Here is a 16006-nt window from a genome sequence, read left to right on the forward strand (position 1 = left end):
TCTGCTCAACAGACGGGGCCGGTGGAACGTGGGGGCCGATCAGGCCGGCAGGATGACGACGAACCGCTGCGGCTCCTCGCCCTCTGACTCGCTGCGCAGTCCCGCGGCCTTGACCGCGTCGTGCACGACCTTGCGCTCGAACGGAGTCATCGGCTTGAGCTTGACGGGACCACCGGTGCTCTTCGCCTCGGCGGCGGCCTTCGCGCCGATCTCGGACAGCTCGGCCCGCTTCTTGGCCCGGTAACCCGCGATGTCCAGCATCAGCCGACTGCGGTCACCGGTCTCCCGGTGCACGGCGAGACGCGTCAGCTCCTGCAGCGCCTCCAGCACCTCGCCGTCCCGGCCGACCAGCTTCTGCAGGTCGCGGCTGCCGGTGTCACTGATGATCGACACGGAGGCGCGGTCGGCCTCGACATCCATGTCGATGTCGCCGTCGAGGTCGGCGATGTCCAGCAGACCCTCCAGGTAGTCCGCCGCGATCTCACCCTCCTGCTCCAGGCGGGTCAGGGTGTCTGCACCCTCGGCAGCGGCGGAGGTGGTGCCTTCCGTCACGGGATGGGCTCCTTCTTACTTCTTGGACGGGGACTTGGGCCGCTGCGGGCCACCCTTGCGCTGGCCGGACTGGGCCTTGCTGCGGGTGCCGGAGCCGGGCTTCGGGGCCTGCTGGGCAGCGGCGGGCTTGGCGTCCTGCGGCTCGTCGGACTTCTCCAGCGAGGTGGACGAGGTGGTCCCGGCCGCCTTGGGTCCGCCGGACTGACGCTGGGCCTTGGACTGGCGCTTGGGCTGCTGGCGCCGCGCCGCGGTGCCGGCCGCCGCCGAGGTGGTCTCCGCACCGTCTGCGGTCTGGTCCTCGGCCTGGGTCACGCTCTTCACCACGCTGCCGTCGGCCTGGGCGGCGAGACCGGCCTTGTTCAGCGCGTTGATGAACTTGCGCTCGAACTCGTTGCGGTCGCGGCCCTTGGCGACGATCGCCTTGACGATGGTCTTCTCGCTGCGGCGGCGGACCTTGCCGGTGTGGGTGACGTGCTTGGTCAGGCGCTCCAGGTAGGCGGCCTGGGCCTTGGAACCCGGGGTCGGGTTGTTGCGGATGACGTACATCTGCTGGCCCATGGTCCACACGTTGGTGGTCAGCCAGTAGACGAGGACACCGACCGGGAAGTTGATGCCGAAGACGGCGAACATGACCGGGAAGACGTACATCAGCATCTTCTGCTGCTGCATGAACGGCGTCTTGACCGTCGTGTCGACGTTCTTCGTCATCAGCTGACGCTGCGTGTAGAACTGCGAGAACGACATCAGGACGATCATGACCGCGGTCACGACCCGGACATCGGTCAGCGAGGCGCCGAGCGCCGCGACCGTGTCCGAGCTGTTCATGAACTTCGCGGCGAGCGGGGCGCCGAAGATGTGCGCATGACGGGCGCTGTTGAGCAGCGGCTCGTTGATGGCGCCGATCTTCGAGCCCGTCGCGATGCCGTTGAGCACGTGGTACAGGGCGAAGAAGAACGGGGACTGCGCCAGGATGGGAAGGCACGAGGAGAGCGGGTTGGTGCCCGTCTCCTTGTACAGCTTCATCATCTCTTCGGACTGACGCTGCCGGTCGTTCTTGTAGCGCTCCTGGATCTTCTTCATCTCCGGCTGGAGCGTCTGCATCGCGCGCGTCGACTTGATCTGCTTCACGAAGAGCGGGATCAGGCAGATGCGGATCAGAATCACCAGGGACACGATGGACAGGCCCCAGGCCCACCCGGAGTCAGGCCCGAAGATCGCCCCGTACACCTTGTGGAACTGGACGATGACCCAGGAGACGGGCCAGGTGATGAAACTGAAGAGGCTGGCAATCGTGTCCACTAATCATGCTCCTTGGGCATGGGACGAAGTCTCTGCGGCCGGGCTCGGAGGAAGCTCGGAAGAGAGCTTCTCTTCGGTGGCCGGTTCGGCGGCGGAGGGCCCGCCCCTGCGTGCACGCCAAGCGTCGCGCAGCATTTCGTGCCACCGCGGGCGCTTGCGCGGCGGAACATGGTCCACACCGCCCAGCGACCACGGATTGCACCGGAGGATGCGCCAGGCGGTGAGTGCCGTTCCCTTGACCGCACCGTGCCGGTCGATGGCCGTGTAGCCGTAGTGGGAGCACGACGGGTAGTACTTGCACACCGGCCCCAGCAGTGGACTGATCGTCCACTGGTACAGCTTGATCAGAGCCAGTAGCGGGTACTTCATCGCGTGCCCCCTCCCAGCAGCCGCTGAAGGGCGGCATCCAGGTCTCGGGCCAGCTGTGCGTGGTCTGCGTCGCCCGCTCCGGGCAGCGCTCGTACGACTACCAGGCTACCGGGGGGAAACAGGGCGACTCGGTCACGCATCAGATGACGCAGTCTGCGCTTCACTTTGTTGCGCACGACCGCACCACCCACGGCCTTGCTCACGACGAAACCCGCACGCGTCGGGGGAGCGCTCTCCCCAGGCGCGTGCGGGTCCGTGGCACCGCTACGAAGGTGGATGACGAGGGTCGGGCGTCCTGCCCGGCGTCCTCGTCGGACCGCGGTCGCGAAGTCCTCGCGCCGCCTCAGCCGATGCTCGGTAGGCAGCACGACGTCATGACCTGATCAGGATCAGGCGGACAGGCTGGCGCGACCCTTGGCGCGACGGTTCGCGAGAATCGCGCGGCCGGCACGGGTGCGCATCCGCAGGCGGAAGCCGTGGGTCTTCGCGCGGCGACGGTTGTTCGGCTGGAAGGTGCGCTTGCTCACTCGGGGGCTCCAGAAAATCGGTAGTGGCGGGGTGCCGTCTTGGCTGTCACCGTGCGCCCACGAGTAGCTCGCGTCACGCCCGAGTGCACCGCTTCCCGATCACCTGACGTGACCTGTGCCCATCGGAGGCAGGCGGCAGCAGCCATCGACAACTCGACCTGGTTACGGTACGCGGGGCTGCGCCATCCGGTCAAACCGAGGGTCACGGAGAGACACTATCCACAGGCTGGGGACAACAACTTGAACCGCACCCGCCGCGCTGACTACCGTGGCTGAACTCCGATTCGTTCTTTTGTCCCCCGCCCCGGCGGGTTTGCCCCCGCCGACCACCCGATGTACCCCGACCCGTTCCGCGATCACACGTTCGTGGGACCTGTGAGAGAGCGTGCCCTGTGGCTGACGTACCTGCCGATCTTGCCGCAGTGTGGCCACGCGTACTGGAGCAACTCCTCGGAGAGGGTCGCGTACAGGGTGTCGAGGCGAAGGACGAGCACTGGATCCGGCGCTGCCAGCCGCTCGCGCTGGTGGCGGACACCGCTCTGCTCGCCGTACCGAACGAATTCGCGAAGGGCGTACTGGAGGGCCGTCTCGCGCCGGTCGTCAGCGAGACGCTGAGCCGCGAGTGCGGCCGTCCCATTCGCATCGCGATCACCGTGGACGACTCCGCGGGCGAGCCGCCGGCTCCCTCGGCGCCGGTGCAGCAGACACCGAAGCCGCGCTACGAGGAGCCGGAGCTGCCGTCCGGTCCGTCCTACGAGGAACGGCCGTACGAGGGCTACGGCCGCCACCGCGCCGCCGAGCAGCCGCCGGCCGACCACCAGACCCGCGGCGACCAGCTCCCCGTCGTGCGCCCGGCGTATCCCTCCGAGTACCAGCGCCGCGAGCCCGGCGGCTGGCCGCGCCCCACACAGGACGAGTACGGCTGGCAGCAGCCGCGGCTCGGCTTCCCCGAGCGCGACCCGTACGCCTCGCCGTCGTCCCAGGACGCCTACGGTTCCGGCCCGGACGGCTACGGCCCGCCGTCGTCGGACTACCGCTCGCAGGGCACGAACCGGCCGTCGTACGAGCAGCAGCGCGGCGAGTACGACAGCCCGCGCACGGACTACGACTCCGGGCGCGCCGACTACGACTCCGCGCGCACCGAGTACGACCAGCGCGATCCCGTCCGCCGTGAGCTGCCCGACCAGCCGGCGGGCGGCGGCCCGGCGCACCGCGGCGGTCCCGGCCGCCCGGACCTGCCCGCGGCCGGCGGCACCGGAGCGCCCGGCCCGCTGGCCGCACAGCCCGCGCCGGCGAGCGGTCCCGGCGAGCCGACGGCACGGCTGAACCCCAAGTACCTCTTCGACACCTTCGTCATCGGCGCCTCCAACCGGTTCGCGCACGCCGCCGCGGTCGCCGTCGCCGAGGCACCGGCCAAGGCCTACAACCCCCTCTTCATCTACGGGGAGTCGGGACTCGGCAAGACGCACCTGCTGCACGCGATCGGGCACTACGCGCGCAGCCTCTACCCGGGCACGCGGGTGCGGTACGTGAGCTCGGAGGAGTTCACCAACGAGTTCATCAACTCCATCCGCGACGGCAAGGGCGACAGCTTCCGCAAGCGCTACCGCGAGATGGACATCCTGCTCGTCGACGACATCCAGTTCCTCGCGGACAAGGAGTCGACGCAGGAGGAGTTCTTCCACACCTTCAACACGCTCCACAACGCGAACAAGCAGATCGTGCTGTCCTCCGACCGGCCGCCGAAGCAGCTGGTCACGCTGGAGGACCGGTTGCGGAACCGTTTCGAGTGGGGTCTGATCACCGACGTCCAGCCGCCCGAGCTGGAGACGCGCATCGCGATCCTGCGCAAGAAGGCGGTGCAGGAGCAGCTGAACGCGCCGCCGGAGGTGCTGGAGTTCATCGCCTCGCGGATCTCCCGGAACATCCGTGAGCTGGAGGGTGCGCTGATCCGGGTGACGGCGTTCGCCTCGCTCAACCGGCAGCCGGTGGACCTGGGCCTGACCGAGATCGTCCTGAAGGACCTGATCCCCGGCGGCGAGGACACCGCGCCCGAGATCACGGCCACGGCGATCATGGCGGCGACCGCGGACTACTTCGGGCTGACGGTGGAGGATCTGTGCGGTACGTCCCGCGGGCGGGCGCTGGTCACCGCGCGGCAGATCGCCATGTACCTGTGCCGTGAGCTGACGGATCTGTCGTTGCCGAAGATCGGGGCGCAGTTCGGCGGGCGGGACCATACGACCGTCATGCACGCCGACCGGAAGATCCGGGCGTTGATGGCTGAGCGGCGGTCGATCTACAACCAGGTGACCGAGCTGACGAACCGGATCAAGAACGGCTGATGTGCGGCTGACGCCGCGCACGACTGCGCTGAGGGCGCCTTCGGGGTACGGACCCCGGGGGCGCCCTTCTGCATGTGGGGTGGGCACGACAGCCCGCCGCCACGTGCGGCAGCCCGCGGCCACGTACGACGGCACGTTCCTCGGCCGCCATCGGGTGTTCGATTTTCTGCCGGGTTACGGCCTCTCTCCACAGATTCGGCGACTTTCTTCCGTCCACACGCTGGGGACTGCGGAGTTGTCCCGAACGGTGTCCACAGGGAGCCTGTTCATACACCGTTCGCCCAGCTCAGCAGCCTGTGGAATCGTGGACGAACGATCTCCACAGACTGTGGACAAACGAAGGATCCACAGCCTGTGCACGGAGTTTTCCACCGGCCACCCACAGGCTGGCGCCGGTTGTCCCCAGCGATCCCCAGCTTCTCCACATGGCTGTCCACTGTTCGGCAACACGACTCACCCGCTCACCGCGTCGAGTGAAAGCCGTCACACGAAGCTGCCGGATTGGGGTGTGGGAAACGTGGGTAAACCTGGGGACGCAGCTGGGGAGAACTGCCCTCAGCCTGTGGGCGGTGTGTGCAGAACTTTCTGTTCTCCACAGAGACCCCCGGTTGTCCACCGCCTCCACCCACAGGCCCAGTGGATAAAATTCCTGCTCTGAGCTGGGCAAACGAGGTTATCCACGGTATCCACAGGCCCTACTACTACTTCCGACTAGAGAGAGCTCGGCAATCGTTTTGAAGCGGGGCCTGTGCACAACTCGCCGTCTCGCGCCCGGCTGCCTCTCGGAGCGACTTGACCCCGACGGGCACCTACTGTCAGTGCGGTGCGTCAGACTGGTCCCCGGTGTCCTTCCCTCCGCAGTGGGCGGTGACACCGAGTCGGAGGACTCAGTAGCAACAGCAGGAGGCGGCTTACGGTGAAGATCCGGGTGGAACGCGACGTACTCGCGGAGGCAGTGGCGTGGGCGGCACGCAGCCTCCCGGCCCGTCCGCCGGCGCCTGTCCTCGCCGGCCTCCTCCTCAAGGCCGAGGACGGCCAGCTGAGCCTGTCGAGCTTCGACTACGAGGTCTCCGCGCGCGTGTCCGTGGAAGCCGAGGTCGAGGAGGAGGGCACCGTCCTCGTCTCCGGCCGGCTGCTCGCCGACATCTCGCGTGCCCTGCCCAACCGGCCGGTGGAGATTTCCACAGACGGTGTACGGGCGACCGTGGTCTGTGGATCCTCCCGGTTCACCCTGCACACCCTGCCTGTGGAGGAGTACCCGGCGCTGCCGCAGATGCCGAACGCCACCGGCACCGTGCCCGGCGAGGTCTTCGCGGCCGCCGTGTCCCAGGTGGCCATCGCCGCCGGCCGGGACGACACGCTGCCCGTCCTCACCGGTGTGCGCATCGAGATCGAGGGCGACACGGTCACCCTGGCCTCCACCGACCGCTACCGCTTCGCCGTCCGTGAGTTCCTGTGGAAGCCGGAGAACCCGGACGCCTCCGCGGTCGCCCTGGTCCCCGCCAAGACGCTGCTGGACACCGCCAAGTCGCTCGGCGCCGGTGACAGCGTGACGCTGGCGCTGTCCGGGTCGGGCGCCGGCGAGGGCCTGATCGGTTTCGAGGGCGCCGGGCGTCGTACGACCACGCGTCTGCTCGAAGGCGACCTGCCCAAGTACCGCACGCTGTTCCCGACCGAGTTCAACTCCGTCGCCGTGATCGAGACCGCGCCCTTCGTGGAGGCCGTCAAGCGTGTGGCGCTGGTGGCCGAGCGGAACACCCCGGTGCGGCTGAGCTTCGAGCAGGGCGTGCTGATCCTGGAGGCCGGGTCCAGCGACGATGCACAGGCTGTGGAAAGGGTCGACGCGCAGCTGGACGGCGACGACATCTCCATCGCCTTCAACCCGACGTTCCTGCTGGACGGTCTGAGCGCGATCGACTCGCCGGTGGCGCAGCTGTCGTTCACGACGTCGACGAAGCCGGCGCTGCTCAGCGGGAAGCCGGCGGTGGATGCCGAGGCGGACGACGCGTACAAGTACCTGATCATGCCGGTGCGGCTCAGCGGCTGATTGTTTTCCACAGCTGTGCACAGGGCCGGGCGCCTTTCGTGGGCGCCCGCGGCCACGACGGCTGCGTCAGCCGGAAAGCCGCAGGTCAGGGGCTCATCGCATGAGCGCGTAGGCCCACAGCTGTGCAGGCGGGGGCGGGTTTAGGCTCGCCTTCGGCACCTCGTGCCTCTTCCGCCACACAGCGACCTAAGGAACACAACTGATGGAGCTCGGTCTCGTCGGCCTCGGCAAGATGGGCGGCAACATGCGCGAGCGGATCCGCCGCGCGGGCCACACCGTCATCGGATACGACCGCAACGCGGACCTCGCGGATGTCCACAGCCTGGAAGAGCTTGTGGGCAAGCTCAGCGGTCCGCGCGTGGTGTGGGTCATGGTCCCGGCCGGCGAGCCCACCCAGTCGACCATCGACCAGCTCGCCGAGCTGCTGGAGCCCGGCGACGTGGTGGTGGACGGCGGCAACTCCCGCTGGACGGACGACGAGAAGCACGCCGAGGAGCTGGCGGCCAAGGGCATAGGCTTCGTCGACTGCGGTGTCTCCGGCGGCGTCTGGGGCCTGGAGAACGGGTACGCGCTGATGTACGGCGGCGACGCCGAGAACGTCGCCAAGGTGCAGCCGGTCTTCGACGCGCTGAAGCCGGAGGGCGACTTCGGCTCGGTACACGCCGGCAAGGTCGGCGCGGGCCACTTCGCGAAGATGGTCCACAACGGCATCGAGTACGCGATGATGCAGGCCTACGCCGAGGGCTGGGAGCTGCTGGAGAAGGTCGACTCCGTCACGGACGTCCGCGAGGTGTTCCGCTCGTGGCAGGAGGGCACCGTCATCCGGTCCTGGCTGCTGGACCTCGCCGTCAACGCCCTCGACGAGGACGAGCACCTGGAGGGCCTGCGCGGTTATGCACAGGACTCCGGTGAGGGACGCTGGACTGTGGAGGCCGCGATCGACAACGCGGTGCCGCTGCCGGCGATCACCGCGTCGCTGTTCGCGCGGTTCGCCTCCCGTCAGGAGGACTCGCCGCAGATGAAGATGATCGCCGCGCTGCGCAACCAGTTCGGCGGTCACGCCGTAGAGAAGAAGTAGTCCACAGTCCGTCAGCACATCTGGGAAGGCCGCGGCGAAACGACCATGCACGTCACGCATCTTTCGCTGGCCGACTTCCGCTCGTACGCCCGGGCCGAGGTGCCGCTCGACCCGGGCGTCACCGCTTTCGTCGGCCCGAACGGGCAGGGCAAGACCAATCTGGTGGAAGCGGTCGGGTACCTCGCCACCCTCGGCAGCCACCGGGTCGCCTCCGACGCGCCGCTGGTCCGGATGGGCGCCGAGCGGGCCGTCATCCGGGCGCAGGTCCGGCAGGGCGAGCGGCAGCAGCTGGTCGAGCTGGAGCTGAACCCCGGCAGGGCCAACCGCGCCCGCATCAACCGGTCCTCGCAGGTCAGACCGAGGGATGTGCTGGGGATCGTACGGACGGTGCTGTTCGCGCCGGAGGATCTCGCCCTCGTCAAGGGCGACCCGGGCGAGCGGCGGCGGTTCCTGGACGAGCTGGTCACCGCCAGGTCGCCGCGCATGGCCGGGGTGCGCTCCGACTACGAGCGGGTCCTCAAGCAGCGCAACACGCTGCTCAAGACGGCCGCCCTCGCGCGTCGGCACGGTGGGCGGTCGCTGGACCTGTCCACGCTCGACGTGTGGGACCAGCACCTCGCGCGCGCGGGCGCCGAGCTGCTCGCCCAGCGGCTGGATCTGATCGCCGCGCTGCAGCCGCTGGCCGACAAGGCGTACGAGCAGCTGGCCCCCGGCGGCGGGCCGCTGGCGCTGGAGTACAAGCCGTCCGCGCCCGGCGAGGCCCACGCGCGCGAGGACCTCTACGCCCAGCTGATGGCGGCCCTGGCGGAGGCGCGCAAGCAGGAGATCGAGCGCGGGGTCACCCTGGTCGGCCCGCATCGGGACGATGTGACTCTCAAACTCGGTCAGCTGCCGGCCAAGGGCTATGCCTCGCACGGCGAGTCCTGGTCCTACGCGCTCGCTCTGCGGCTGGCCTCCTACGACCTGCTGCGGGCCGAGGGCAACGAGCCGGTGCTGGTCCTGGACGACGTCTTCGCCGAGCTGGACGCGCGCCGCCGGGAGCGGCTGGCCGAGCTGGTCGCGCCCGGCGAGCAGGTGCTGGTCACGGCCGCCGTGGACGACGACGTACCGCAGGTGCTGGCCGGGGCGCGGTACGCCGTGTCCGGCGGGGCGGTGGAGCGCGTATGAGCACCGGCGAACCCGCTCCCGACAAGGCTCCCGGGCCGGGCCCGAAGAAGGCTCCGGAGCCCTCCGGTGTCGACCTCGCGCGCGTGGCGTTGCGCGCGGCGAAGGAACAGGCACGCGCGCGTGGGGACGCGGCACGGCAGAAGAAGCAGGCGCGGCGGGGCGGTGGTCTGCGCTCCGGCGCGCGCGCCGACGGGCGCGACCCCATGGCGCTCGGTGCCGCGATCAACCGGCTGCTGACCGAGCGCGGCTGGGAGACCCCCGCTGCGGTGGGCGGTGTGATGGGCCGCTGGCCGCAGATCGTCGGGGACGACCTGGCCAAGCACTGTGTGCCGCAGCGGTACGACGAGGACGAGCGCGTGCTGGTGGTGAGCTGCGACTCGACGGCCTGGGCGACCCAGCTGCGCCACCTCGCGCCCGCGCTGGTCGCCCGGCTGAACGAGGACCTGGGGCACGGCACCGTGCGGATGATCAAGGTGCTCAATCCGGGCGGCCCGGCCCGCCGCTACGGCCCGCTGCGGGCTCCGGGGAGCTCCGGGCCCGGCGATACGTACGGGTGACGTACATCACGTAGGGAGCGGGGAGTGCGCGGTCGGCGGGGCTCCGTACACAGGTGTGGAGAGCCACCGCGGCGCGGCCGGACCGCCATCTGACCCCCCAGTAGCCAAGGGTTGACGGCTCGAAGCGCTGAGTGCCGCTGTGAGCCCCTTGGAGCCCCCATCCGCATATCGGGACCCGGTCGAGGCCGGTTCAGGGCGGCACATGGGGACTCAGGTACCGGCAAACCCCCATCGATGTCAGAGCTACCGGTAGACTGGAAGACAATCCCGCCCCATCGTGGGGACCGCCCGGGAAAAGCTGAGCAACGCTGATCAAGGCTTACCAACGCAACATGCCGCAGCCGCTCCGGCAACCTGCCGACGAGCCCGGCTCGTGCTGTGCCAGAAAGGGCGCTTCGTGGCCGATTCCGGCAACCCCAACGAGAACATCCCGTCCACCGACGCCGGCGTGAACGGCGAGGCCGCAGACCCCGGCGCAACCTCCGCCTCCTACGACGCCAGCGCCATCACCGTGCTCGAAGGGCTGGACGCGGTCCGCAAGCGGCCCGGCATGTACATCGGTTCCACGGGCGAGCGCGGTCTGCACCACCTGGTGTACGAGGTCGTCGACAACTCCGTCGACGAAGCGCTGGCCGGGTACGCGGACACGATCGACGTGACGATCCTCGCCGACGGCGGTGTCCGGGTCGTCGACAACGGCCGTGGCATCCCGGTGGGCATCGTGCCCTCCGAGGGCAAGCCGGCCGTCGAGGTCGTGCTGACCGTGCTGCACGCGGGCGGCAAGTTCGGCGGCGGCGGTTACGCGGTCTCCGGCGGTCTGCACGGCGTCGGCGTCTCCGTCGTGAACGCCCTGTCCACGAAGGTCGCCGTCGAGATCAGGACCGACGGTCACCGCTGGACGCAGGACTACAAGCTCGGCGTCCCGACGGCCCCGCTCGCCCAGCACGAGGCGACGAGCGAGACCGGCACCTCGGTCACCTTCTGGGCCGACCCCGACATCTTCGAGACCACCGAGTACTCCTTCGAGACGCTGTCGCGGCGCTTCCAGGAGATGGCGTTCCTCAACAAGGGCCTGACGCTCCGGCTCACCGACGAGCGCGAGTCGGCGAAGGCCACCAGCGGTGCCGACGAGGCGGGTGCGGACGAGAAGGCCGAGGTCAAGTCGGTCACGTACCACTACGAGGGCGGCATCGTCGACTTCGTGAAGTACCTCAACTCCCGCAAGGGAGAGGTCGTGCACCCCACCGTCATCGACCTGGAGGCGGAGGACAAGGACAAGAGCCTGTCCCTCGAGGTCGCGATGCAGTGGAACAGCGGCTACACCGAGGGCGTGTACTCCTTCGCGAACATCATCCACACCCACGAGGGCGGTACGCACGAAGAGGGCTTCCGCGCCGCGCTGACGTCGCTGATCAACAAGTACGCGCGCGACAAGAAGCTGCTGCGCGAGAAGGACGACAACCTCACCGGTGACGACATCCGCGAGGGTCTGACCGCGATCATCTCGGTCAAGCTGAGCGAGCCGCAGTTCGAGGGCCAGACGAAGACCAAGCTGGGCAACACGGAGGCCAAGACCTTCGTGCAGAAGGCGGTCTACGAGCACCTCAACGACTGGCTGGACCGCAACCCGGTCGAGGCCGCGGACATCATCCGCAAGGGCATCCAGGCGGCCACCGCGCGCGTGGCGGCCCGCAAGGCCCGCGACCTGACCCGCCGCAAGGGCCTGCTGGAGTCGGCGTCGCTGCCGGGCAAGCTCTCCGACTGCCAGTCGAACGACCCCACCAAGTGCGAGATCTTCATCGTCGAGGGTGACTCCGCCGGCGGCTCGGCCAAGTCCGGCCGCAACCCGCAGTACCAGGCGATCCTCCCGATCCGCGGCAAGATCCTCAACGTGGAGAAGGCCAGGATCGACAAGATCCTGCAGAACCAGGAGATCCAGGCGCTGATCTCGGCCTTCGGCACGGGTGTGCACGAGGACTTCGACATCGAGAAGCTCCGCTACCACAAGATCATCCTGATGGCGGACGCCGACGTCGACGGACAGCACATCAGCACCCTGCTGCTGACCTTCCTGTTCCGTTTCATGCGGCCGCTGGTCGAGGCCGGGCACGTGTACCTGTCCCGTCCCCCGCTGTACAAGATCAAGTGGGGCCGCGACGACGTGGAGTACGCGTACTCGGACCGCGAGCGCGACGCACTGATCGAGATGGGCCGCCAGCGCGGCAAGCGCGTCCGCGAGGACTCGATCCAGCGCTTCAAGGGTCTCGGCGAGATGAACGCCGAGGAGCTGCGCGTGACCACGATGGACCAGGAGCACCGGGTCCTCGGCCAGGTCACCCTGGACGACGCCGCCCAGGCCGACGACCTGTTCTCGGTCCTGATGGGCGAGGACGTCGAGGCGCGCCGCCAGTTCATCCAGCGCAACGCCAAGGACGTCCGCTTCCTCGACATCTGAGTCGGTCTCAGCTGACCGCACCAGGAAGGATCTTCACCAGCAATGGCCGACGAGAACACTCCGCAAACCCCTGAGACCGAGGGCGGCGAGCTCGCGATGCGCGTCGAGCCCGTCGGGCTCGAAACGGAGATGCAGCGCTCGTACCTGGACTACGCGATGTCCGTCATCGTGTCCCGTGCGCTGCCCGACGTCCGGGACGGCCTCAAGCCCGTCCACCGGCGCGTGCTGTACGCGATGTACGACGGCGGCTACCGCCCCGAGCGCGGCTTCTACAAGTGCGCCCGCGTGGTCGGCGACGTCATGGGCAACTACCACCCGCACGGCGACTCCTCCATCTACGACGCCCTGGTGCGCCTCGCCCAGCCGTGGTCGATGCGGATGCCGCTGGTGGACTCCAACGGCAACTTCGGCTCCCCGGGCAACGACCCGGCGGCCGCCATGCGGTACACCGAGTGCAAGATGGCGCCGCTGTCGATGGAGATGGTCCGCGACATCGACGAGGAGACCGTCGACTTCACGGACAACTACGACGGCCGCTCCCAGGAGCCGACCGTCCTGCCCGCCCGCTTCCCGAACCTGCTGATCAACGGCTCGGCCGGTATCGCGGTCGGTATGGCGACCAACATCCCGCCGCACAACCTGCGCGAGGTCGCGGCCGGCGCCCAGTGGTACCTGGAGAACCCCGAGGTCTCGCACGAGGAGCTGCTGGACGCGCTCATGGAGCGCATCAAGGGCCCCGACTTCCCGACCGGTGCGCTCGTCGTCGGCCGCAAGGGCATCGAGGAGGCGTACCGCACCGGGCGCGGCTCCATCACGATGCGCGCGGTGGTCGAGGTCGAGGAGATCCAGGGCCGCCAGTGCCTGGTGGTGACCGAGCTGCCGTACCAGGTGAACCCGGACAACCTGGCGCAGAAGATCGCCGACCTGGTGAAGGACGGCAAGATCGGCGGCATCGCGGACGTCCGCGACGAGACCAGCTCCCGCACGGGCCAGCGCCTCGTCATCGTCCTGAAGCGGGACGCGGTCGCCAAGGTCGTGCTGAACAACCTGTACAAGCACACTGACCTGCAGACCAACTTCGGCGCCAACATGCTGGCGCTGGTCGACGGCGTGCCGCGCACGCTGTCCCTGGACGCGTTCATCCGGCACTGGGTGACGCACCAGATCGAGGTCATCGTCCGCCGTACGCGTTTCAGGCTGCGCAAGGCCGAGGAGCGCGCCCACATCCTGCGCGGCCTCCTCAAGGCCCTGGACGCCATCGACGAGGTCATCGCGCTGATCCGGCGCAGCGACACGGTCGACGTCGCGCGCACCGGCCTGATGGACCTCCTGGAGATCGACGAGATCCAGGCCAACGCGATCCTGGAGATGCAGCTGCGGCGGCTGGCGGCACTGGAGCGGCAGAAGATCGTCCAGGAGCACGACGAACTCCAGGCGAAGATCAACGAGTACAACGAGATCCTCGCCTCGCCGGTCCGCCAGCGCGGGATCGTCAGCGAGGAACTGGCCGCGATCGTCGAGAAGTACGGCGACGACCGCGCGACCAAGCTGATCCCCTACGAGGGCGACATGTCCATCGAGGACCTGATCGCCGAGGAGGACATCGTCGTCACGGTCACCCGCGGCGGCTACGTCAAGCGGACCAAGACGGACGACTACCGGGCGCAGAAGCGCGGCGGCAAGGGCGTGCGCGGCACGAAGCTGAAGGAAGACGACATCGTCGACCACTTCTTCGTCTCCACCACGCACCACTGGCTGCTGTTCTTCACCAACAAGGGCCGGGTGTACCGGGCGAAGGCGTACGAGCTGCCCGAGGCGGGCCGGGACGCGCGCGGGCAGCACGTGGCGAACCTGCTGGCCTTCCAGCCGGACGAGGCGATCGCCGAGATCCTGGCGATCCGCGACTACGAGGCGGCGCCGTACCTGGTGCTGGCCACCAAGTCCGGTCTGGTCAAGAAGACGCCACTGAAGGATTACGATTCGCCCCGCTCCGGCGGTGTGATCGCGATCAACCTGCGCGAGCGCGAGGACGGAACGGACGACGAGCTGATCGGCGCCGAGCTGGTCTCGGCCGACGACGATCTGCTTCTGATCAGCAAGAAGGCACAGTCGATCAGGTTCACCGCCTCGGACGATTCCCTGCGCCCGATGGGCCGCGCGACCTCCGGTGTCAAGGGCATGAGTTTCCGGGAAGGCGATGAACTTCTGTCGATGAATGTTGTTCGACCCGGTACGTTCGTGTTCACTGCCACCGACGGTGGGTACGCGAAGCGGACCGCCGTCGACGAGTACCGCGTCCAGGGCCGCGGCGGCCTCGGCATCAAGGCCGCCAAGATCGTGGAGGACCGCGGTTCGCTCGTCGGCGCGCTGATCGTCGAGGAGAGTGACGAGATCCTCGCGATCACCCTCTCCGGCGGTGTGATTCGCACGCGAGTCAGCGAGGTCAGGGAGACGGGCCGTGACACCATGGGCGTCCAACTGATCAACCTGGGCAAGCGCGATGCCGTGGTCGGTATCGCACGTAACGCCGAGGCGGGGCGCGAGGCGGAGGAAGTCGACGGCGACGTGGCCGTGGACGAGACCGCCGAAGACGCCGCGACCACCGGCACGGACGAGGGCGAGGCACCCTCGGCGGAGTAGCACGAGGAGTGAGTCATCGTGAGCGGAGCCACGGGCGCCGGATCGGCCGGTACCTCCACGGGTACGGAAACGGACGGCGGCGGCCGTGGCTCCGCCGCGAACGGGACGGGTGCGGGGAGCGCGACCGACCCGCACACGACCAACCTGAAGCCGGTGCAGGCGTCCGGTCCGGACTCCCCCGGCACGTCTGGACCCCAGGGGGGCACTGTGACGGACACCCGAGGCCCGGCCGCGGCCGGCGAGGCCCAGCCGGCGTCCCCGCTCCCCGGTGAGCGGCGCCCGGAGCAGCCCGCCGGGCCCTACCACCCGCCGCAGGCCTATCCGGCGCAGGCCCCGGCCGGCGCCGTACGCCGTCCCCGTACCGGGGCGCGCACCGCGCCGCGCACCCGCAAGGCCCGGCTGCGCGTGGCCAAGGCCGACCCGTGGTCGGTGATGAAGGTCAGCTTCCTGCTCTCCATCGCGCTCGGCATCTGCACGATCGTCGCCTCGGCGGTGCTGTGGATGGTCATGGACGCGATGGGCGTGTTCTCGACGGTGGGCGGCACGATCTCGGAGGCGACCGGCTCGAACGAGGCGAACGGCTTCGACCTCCAGGCGTTCCTGTCGCTCCCCCACGTCCTGATGTTCACGACGGTCATCGCGGTCATCGACGTGGTCCTGGCCACGGCCCTCGCGACGCTCGGCGCGTTCATCTACAACCTCTCCGCGGGCTTCGTGGGCGGCATCGAGCTGACCCTGGCGGAGGACGAATGACCGCGATTTTGGGACTGACGTGGTCGTGCGCTAATCTTCAGGAGTCAGCGCGCGGGACACACACCGCACAGCGCGGCGGGGCTATAGCTCAGTTGGTTAGAGCGCATCCCTGATAAGGATGAGGCCACAGGTTCAAATCCTGTTAGCCCCACCAGCGAGAAGACCCCCGGTCCGGATGGATCGGGGGTCTTCTTCATGTGCTCGTTCTCCTGTGCGC

General features: G+C 68.7%; 13 protein-coding genes and 1 tRNA gene. 9 read left to right on the top strand and 5 right to left on the bottom strand.

Annotated features, from left to right (window positions below):
- Positions 1-39 precede the first annotated feature (39 nt).
- Genes ABT171_RS10610 through rpmH form a run of 5 tightly spaced genes read right to left on the bottom strand, consistent with a single transcriptional unit; the run spans position 40 to position 2747 of the window.
- Complete coding sequence (locus tag ABT171_RS10610; protein WP_351241987.1) at positions 40-552, bottom strand: Jag family protein; 513 nt, start codon at positions 550-552, stop codon at positions 40-42.
- 15 nt (positions 553-567) lie between these two features.
- Complete coding sequence (gene yidC, locus ABT171_RS10615) at positions 568-1851, bottom strand: membrane protein insertase YidC (protein WP_351241989.1); 1284 nt, start codon at positions 1849-1851, stop codon at positions 568-570.
- Positions 1852-1854: 3 nt separating this feature from the next.
- A complete protein-coding gene (yidD, locus tag ABT171_RS10620; protein ID WP_351241991.1) occupies positions 1855-2220 on the bottom strand; it encodes a membrane protein insertion efficiency factor YidD in 366 nt (121 codons plus the stop codon).
- Positions 2217-2588, bottom strand: a complete 372-nt coding sequence (gene rnpA / locus ABT171_RS10625) for a ribonuclease P protein component (protein ID WP_351241993.1) — start codon at positions 2586-2588, stop codon at positions 2217-2219. Before rnpA ends, yidD begins: the two co-directional genes overlap by 4 nt.
- A gap of 21 nt (positions 2589-2609) precedes the next feature.
- Positions 2610-2747, bottom strand: coding sequence for a 50S ribosomal protein L34 (rpmH, locus tag ABT171_RS10630; RefSeq protein ID WP_015659252.1), 138 nt, complete (start codon positions 2745-2747; stop codon positions 2610-2612).
- A gap of 392 nt (positions 2748-3139) precedes the next feature.
- On the opposite strand from rpmH, the gene dnaA reads away from it, so the two are divergent.
- The 9 genes from dnaA (at position 3140) to ABT171_RS10675 (ending at position 15943) form a co-directional block, all read left to right on the top strand.
- Positions 3140-5092, top strand: a complete 1953-nt coding sequence (gene dnaA / locus ABT171_RS10635) for a chromosomal replication initiator protein DnaA (RefSeq protein WP_351241996.1) — start codon at positions 3140-3142, stop codon at positions 5090-5092.
- Positions 5093-6008: 916 nt separating this feature from the next.
- On the top strand, positions 6009-7139 hold the full coding sequence (gene dnaN, locus ABT171_RS10640) for a DNA polymerase III subunit beta (RefSeq protein ID WP_069779831.1): 1131 nt from the start codon (positions 6009-6011) through the stop codon (positions 7137-7139).
- 202 nt (positions 7140-7341) lie between these two features.
- Complete coding sequence (gene gnd, locus ABT171_RS10645) at positions 7342-8217, top strand: phosphogluconate dehydrogenase (NAD(+)-dependent, decarboxylating) (protein ID WP_351241998.1); 876 nt, start codon at positions 7342-7344, stop codon at positions 8215-8217.
- Positions 8218-8262: 45 nt separating this feature from the next.
- Positions 8263-9384 carry a DNA replication/repair protein RecF gene (recF, locus tag ABT171_RS10650; RefSeq protein WP_351242000.1) on the top strand — a complete coding sequence of 374 codons (1122 nt, stop codon included), beginning with the start codon at positions 8263-8265 and terminating at the stop codon, positions 9382-9384.
- Entirely contained in the window at positions 9381-9941 is a 561-nt protein-coding gene (locus ABT171_RS10655; protein WP_351242002.1) for a DciA family protein, read from the top strand. The genes recF and ABT171_RS10655 overlap by 4 nt, the downstream gene beginning before the upstream one ends.
- 373 nt (positions 9942-10314) lie before the next feature.
- Positions 10315-12396 (top strand): DNA topoisomerase (ATP-hydrolyzing) subunit B, encoded by a 2082-nt coding sequence (gene gyrB, locus ABT171_RS10660; RefSeq protein ID WP_351242004.1) that lies wholly within the window; start codon positions 10315-10317, stop codon positions 12394-12396.
- Between the two features lie 42 nt (positions 12397-12438).
- The gene (gene gyrA / locus ABT171_RS10665) at positions 12439-15036 is read left to right on the top strand and encodes a DNA gyrase subunit A (protein WP_351242006.1); all 2598 of its coding nucleotides are present in this window, start codon (positions 12439-12441) and stop codon (positions 15034-15036) included.
- An 18-nt stretch (positions 15037-15054) separates the two neighbouring features.
- Positions 15055-15789: a DUF3566 domain-containing protein gene (locus ABT171_RS10670; RefSeq protein ID WP_351242008.1), complete on the top strand. Its 735-nt coding sequence runs from the start codon at positions 15055-15057 to the stop codon at positions 15787-15789.
- 77 nt (positions 15790-15866) lie between these two features.
- Positions 15867-15943: transfer RNA gene (locus ABT171_RS10675), tRNA-Ile, on the top strand.
- The last annotated feature ends 63 nt before the right edge of the window (positions 15944-16006 follow it).

Source organism: Streptomyces sp. NPDC001851, from assembly GCF_040297165.1.
GTDB lineage: Bacteria > Actinomycetota > Actinomycetes > Streptomycetales > Streptomycetaceae > Streptomyces.